This window comes from Bradyrhizobium sp. UFLA05-109 (genome assembly GCF_054185165.1).
The window spans coordinates 1-5,178 of the sequence record NZ_JBBIAR010000143.1 but is presented as its reverse complement, the minus strand read 5'-3'; the positions used below and the strand labels follow the sequence as shown (position 1 = coordinate 5,178).

7 protein-coding genes and 1 pseudogene are annotated in these 5,178 nt (G+C 63.7%); 7 read left to right on the top strand and 1 reads right to left on the bottom strand.

Annotated features, from left to right (window positions below; all coding sequences use genetic code 11):
* The coding region (locus Q3C01_RS44605) for a flagellar biosynthetic protein FliO (RefSeq protein ID WP_458151695.1) at nt 1-668 on the bottom strand (668 nt) is incomplete at its 3' end.
* 350 nt (nt 669-1,018) lie between these two features.
* On the opposite strand from Q3C01_RS44605, the gene flgB reads away from it, so the two are divergent.
* The 7 genes and pseudogenes from flgB to Q3C01_RS44570 form a co-directional block, all read left to right on the top strand.
* Nucleotides 1,019-1,423 (top strand): flagellar basal body rod protein FlgB, encoded by a 405-nt coding sequence (flgB, locus tag Q3C01_RS44600; protein ID WP_458151694.1) that lies wholly within the window; start codon nt 1,019-1,021, stop codon nt 1,421-1,423.
* 18 nt (nt 1,424-1,441) lie between these two features.
* Nucleotides 1,442-1,867, top strand: a complete 426-nt coding sequence (gene flgC, locus Q3C01_RS44595) for a flagellar basal body rod protein FlgC (RefSeq protein ID WP_458151693.1) — start codon at nt 1,442-1,444, stop codon at nt 1,865-1,867.
* A 17-nt stretch (nt 1,868-1,884) separates the two neighbouring features.
* Complete coding sequence (gene fliE, locus Q3C01_RS44590; protein WP_458151692.1) at nt 1,885-2,193, top strand: flagellar hook-basal body complex protein FliE; 309 nt, start codon at nt 1,885-1,887, stop codon at nt 2,191-2,193.
* Between the two features lie 115 nt (nt 2,194-2,308).
* On the top strand, nt 2,309-2,572 hold the full coding sequence (fliQ, locus tag Q3C01_RS44585) for a flagellar biosynthesis protein FliQ (RefSeq protein WP_007612284.1): 264 nt from the start codon (nt 2,309-2,311) through the stop codon (nt 2,570-2,572).
* Nucleotides 2,573-2,589: 17 nt separating this feature from the next.
* Nucleotides 2,590-3,360 carry a flagellar biosynthetic protein FliR gene (gene fliR, locus Q3C01_RS44580; protein ID WP_458151690.1) on the top strand — a complete coding sequence of 257 codons (771 nt, stop codon included), beginning with the start codon at nt 2,590-2,592 and terminating at the stop codon, nt 3,358-3,360.
* 176 nt (nt 3,361-3,536) lie between these two features.
* Nucleotides 3,537-4,616, top strand: coding sequence for a flagellar biosynthesis protein FlhB (flhB, locus tag Q3C01_RS44575; protein WP_458151689.1), 1,080 nt, complete (start codon nt 3,537-3,539; stop codon nt 4,614-4,616).
* 153 nt (nt 4,617-4,769) lie between these two features.
* A pseudogene (locus Q3C01_RS44570) lies at nt 4,770-5,178 on the top strand (hybrid sensor histidine kinase/response regulator); the annotation flags it as partial.

Here is a 5,178-nt window from a genome sequence, read left to right as displayed (position 1 = left end):
GGGGGAGGCGGTGGCGGCGCTGCGGCCCGCACGGGTGGAACCTTCACCGGCTCGCTCTGGCGCGGCGGGCGCGGCATCATCGGTTCGCTGCGCGGGACGCGCGGCGGCATCGGCTCGGGCCTCGCTTGTGGCTCGCGCTCGGGGCGCGGCGCGATCGGCTCGGCTGAAAAACCGGCGAGCGGATCGCTGCGGCGCTCGCCGAGCGCAGGAGCGGGCCGGCGCACTTCGTCGGCGAAGGAGGGGCGCGCGGGCCGTGGCGGTGGCTCGGGCATCTGCGGCTCGGGATGGTCGAGCAATTCGGGGCGCGGCGCGGGCTCATCCCAAGCGGCAGGTTCGGGCATCGGGGCGAGGCGCGGGGGCTCGGCATTCCCGGACCGTTGCGGCAGCTGATCGCGACTCGCGGCCGCGCGCACGATGTTGGGTTCGACGACGATGTCGGTCGGGCCGCCGATCATCAGGAGATGTTCGACATTGTCACGCCGGACCAGCACCAGGCGGCGGCGGCCATCCACGGCGGCCGCGTCGATCACGGCAAGCCGCGGCATCCGGCCGCGCTGGGTGTTGGCGCCCAGCCGGTTCGAGGCGAATCGGCGAACCAGCCACGCGGCCAAGCCGATCAGCGCCAGAACGACGATGAACGCTAAGATAAAGGTCAAAGGGCCTTGCATGCTTGTCCCCGGCAAATGGCGCTTGTCTCATGCGGCCAATGGTCGAAATCCATCCCGACCGCAAGCCCGCGACGCCCCAGAAGTTCGATCCCTTAACACCTTACGGCAAGTTCTGCCGTCCCCAGTTCTTAATAACCCATGAATCGCCCGATCCAAAACGACTTCTTGGGGATTGTCCCGGAGCCAAGCGATTGGGTTAACGAGTGTTTCGGAGGCGTAGAATCACGGGGGCGAAACCTTGGCGTTTCAGGGCGGTACATCTGTCGCTGATATCTTAACCAGCCGTTAACCATACACGCGGCAAATTCTGCCTAGCTCCGGGCCTGATCCGGGGCAAGGAGCCGCAAGCCATGTCCATCAACGACCTTCCGGTGCTCTCTGCGCTTCGCACCAAGATGCAGTGGCACCAGGAACGCCAGCGCGTCCTGTCCGAGAACGTCTCCAATTCCGACACGCCCAACTTTCGGCCGCGCGACCTGGTTGAGCCCAAGTTCGACAAGACCGGCGCGGTCGCCGGCTCGATGGGGCCCCTCGCGATGGCCCGCACCAGCGCCTCGCACATGACGCCGTCAGGCGCGCCGTCGAGTTTCGACCAGAACAAGAATGCGGGCTTCGAGACACGCCCGGCGGGCAACGCCGTCAATCTCGAGGAGGAGATGATGAAGTCCGCCTCGAACCAGATGGATTACGCGGCCGCAACCTCGCTCTACTCCAAGAGCCTGCACCTTCTGAAGACCGCGATCGGCAAAGGCTAGAGCTAGCGGAGGCGCATCATGGCGAACGACAGCAGCGACTTTGCCCGCTCGATGGCGATTGCGACCTCCGGCCTGCGCGCCCAGGCCGGCCGCATGCGGGTGATCTCGGAGAACATTGCCAACGCAGACTCCACCTCCCAGGCCGCCGGCGGCGATCCCTACCGGCGCAAGGTGCCGACCTTCTCCTCTGCGCTCGACCGCACGCTAGACGCGCAAGTCGTCACCCTCGGCAAGATCAAGTCCGACCAGTCCAACTTCCACGTCAAATACGAGCCGAACAATCCCGCCGCCGACGCGAGCGGCAACGTCAAATATCCGAACGTGAACTCGGTGGTCGAAATGACCGACATGCGCGACGCGCAGCGGTCCTATGAAGCCAATCTCAACATCATCAGTGCGACGCGCCGAATGATCCAGCGCACGCTCGACATCCTCAAGGCCTGAACAGGAGGCTCAAAGCCATGGCTTCACCGACGATTGCCGCCAATGCCTATGCCAACCTCGCGCGCGTGCTGGAAAACAGCGCTGCCGGGAAGGGATCGGAGACGAGCGGTCCGTCCTTCGCCGCGCTGCTCAAGGACTCCATCGGCAGCGTCATGGAATCCGGCCACAAATCCGATGCGCAGACCGTGGCCATGGCGAGTGGCAAAGCCAACGTGATGGACGTGGTGACGGCGGTGGCGGAAACCGACGTCGCCGTGTCGACGCTGGTGTCGGTGCGCGACCGGGTGATCCAGTCCTACGAAGACATCATGAAGATGGCGATCTGATTTTCGTCACGTCATTCCGGGGCGGTGCGAAGCACCGAACCCGGAATCTCGAGATTCCGGGTTCGCGCTGCGCGCGGCCCGGAATGACTGAGTGGGTTGTAAAGCGAGAATCAAAATGACCGGACCTGAGACGCTTGATGTCGCCCGCGATGCGATCTGGACGATCGTGATCGTATCGTCGCCGCTGATGGTGGTGGGGCTCGTGGTTGGTGTCGTGGTGTCACTGTTCCAGGCGCTGACGCAGATCCAGGAGCAGACCCTGATCTACGTGCCGAAAATCCTCGCGATCTTCGCGACCATGCTGCTGGCATTGCCCTTCATGGCCGACGCGCTTCATTCCCACATGCTGCGGATATCGTCGCGAATCATCGGCGGCTGAGGCAGTATGCGTAAACCATGCGCATCGACGTCTCGCTGCTGCCGGCGCTCGCCGCGGCCTTCATGCTCGCCTTCGCCCGGGTCGGCGCGATGGTGATGCTGCTGCCGGGGCTCGGCGAGACCAATATCCCGACGCGCGTCAAACTGTCGATCGCGCTGCTGCTCACGCTGATCATCCTGCCGCTGCATCGCAACGCCTACCATGTCGACATGGGCTCGATAGCCTCGCTCCTGGTTTTGATGCTGCATGAGATCGCGATCGGCATCGTGCTGGGTGCGACCGCACGCGTGACGCTCGCCGCCCTCCAGGTCGCCGGCGCCGTGATCGCGCAGCAGATGGGGCTTGGTTTCGTCACCTCAGTCGATCCGACGCAGGGCCAGCAGGGTGTGCTGGTCGGCAACTTCCTGACTATGCTGGGCGTGACGCTGCTGTTTGCGACCGATAGCCATCACCTCGTGATTGCCGCGCTCAACGACAGCTATGCGATCTTCGCGCCGGGCGAGACCATGTCGAGCGGCGACGTCGCTTCGCTGGCGACGCGCGCCTTCGCTGCCGCGTTTCGGCTGGGCTTGCAGCTCTCCGGGCCGTTCCTGGTGTTCGGCCTCGTCTTCAATATCGGGCTTGGCGTGCTGGCGCGGCTGATGCCGCAGATGCAGGTCTATTTCGTCGGCGTGCCGCTCTCGATCTTCGCCGGTTTCCTCGTGCTCGCCGTGGTGCTCACGGCGCTGATGGGCACCTTCCTCGACTATTTCATCGGTGTGATGCACCAGATGATGCCGCTTAAGTAAGAGGAATCCCTAGTGCCGCCGATTTGAAGTTCCTCCAGTGTTTGCCGCGAGTTCTGTGAGGAACTTCAAATCGATAAGCGGCACTACCCAAACTGAAGTCTTGTAGCGCCCTTCTGCTTTCCGAAGTTCGTGCACGGGGGCCGCGAAAGTGACGAACTTCGGAAAGTGGGCGCTACGTGGCGGACGACAACGATCCCGAGAGCCAAACAGAAGACCCGACACAAAAACGTCTTGAGCAAGCGCTCGAGCGTGGCGACGTCGCCAAGAGCCAGGAGATCAACACCTGGTTCATGATCGCGGGCGGCACGCTCGTGATCTCGACTTTCTCGGGCTCGGTCGGCAGCGGGCTGGTGACGCCGATGCGCAACCTGCTCGCCAATTCCTGGATGATCAAGACCGACGGGGGGAACCTGCTTGCGCTGATGCAGCAGATCGAGCTCGCGGTGGTCGCCGCGGTCGGCGTGCCGTTGCTGATGCTGGTGCTGGCGGCGATCGCGGGCAACATGCTCCAGCACCGCCTGGTGTGGTCGGCCGAATCCCTGAAACCCAAATTCAGCAAGCTTTCGCCTGCAGCCGGCCTCAAGCGCATTTTCGGCAAGCAGGCAGCGGCGAACTTTCTCAAAGGCATCGGCAAGCTGATCGTGCTCGGTGCGGTCATGACCATGATCCTGTGGCCGGAGCGGCATCGCGTGGAGTCGATGGTCAAGCTCGATCCGTCCGCCATGCTGGGCGTCACCACCAGCATGACCATCCATCTGCTCGGCGCGGTGGTCGCGGCGCTCGCCATCATCGCCATCGCAGACTATTTCTTCCAATATCGCAGCTGGTTCCAGCGGCAGAAGATGTCGCTCCAGGAGATCAAGGAAGAGTTCAAGCAGTCCGAAGGCGACCCGCACATCAAAGGCAAGGTCAGGCAGCTCCGCCTGCAGCGCGCCAAGAAGCGCATGATGGCGGCGGTTCCCAAGGCCTCCGTGATCATCACCAACCCGACCCACTACTCGGTGGCGCTGTCCTACGAGCGCGGCATGCAGGCGCCGATTTGCGTCGCCAAGGGCGTCGACAATCTCGCCTTCAAGATCAGGGAGGTCGCCCGCAACCACGACATTCCAATCGTCGAGAACGTACCGCTGGCGCGCGCGCTCTATGCCACCGTCGAGATCGACCAGGAAATCCCGGTCGAGCACTACCATGCTGTCGCCGAGGTCATCGGTTACGTCATGCGGCTGAAGCGCGGATTCGGCGCCGGACGGCAATAAAACACCCGAAAAGTACCGGAAATGGCCGTAACCTGGGAATCAGCGTACGTTTCGCCCCTGCCGCCCTTGCGCCTGCGGGTCCGATTCAGGCAGGGAGGGTCCGTTGCGCAATTCGCGCGTTCTTTTCCTGTCAACAGGCTGCGCTGACCTGGGATGACCGCTGAGACCGACCACAACCTGTCACGCGAGCCTGTTGCGGTGCATGAGCCGCCGCAGCGCTCGGGCAGCATCGCGTTGGTGTTCCTGGTGGCGGCGACGCTCGTGGCAGTTGCCGTCGGGCTGATGACGCTCGGCCGGACGCAGGCGCAGCCCTACATCCTCGGCATTCTCGCCGTGTTGGCGATGGTTGGTCTGTTCAACCTGTTCGCCTTTGCGGCCGGCATCGTCCGTTTCGCCGACCGCAATCTCGACGATCCCATCATTGCGCGCATCTCCGATCATGCCTTTGACGGGCTCGCGGTGACCGATCCGCGCGGCCATGTCGTCTATTCCAACGCGGCCTACTTGACCATGACCGGCGCTTCCGGTCCGCAGGACGTGCGGCCCGTCGAGCGCGTCTTCA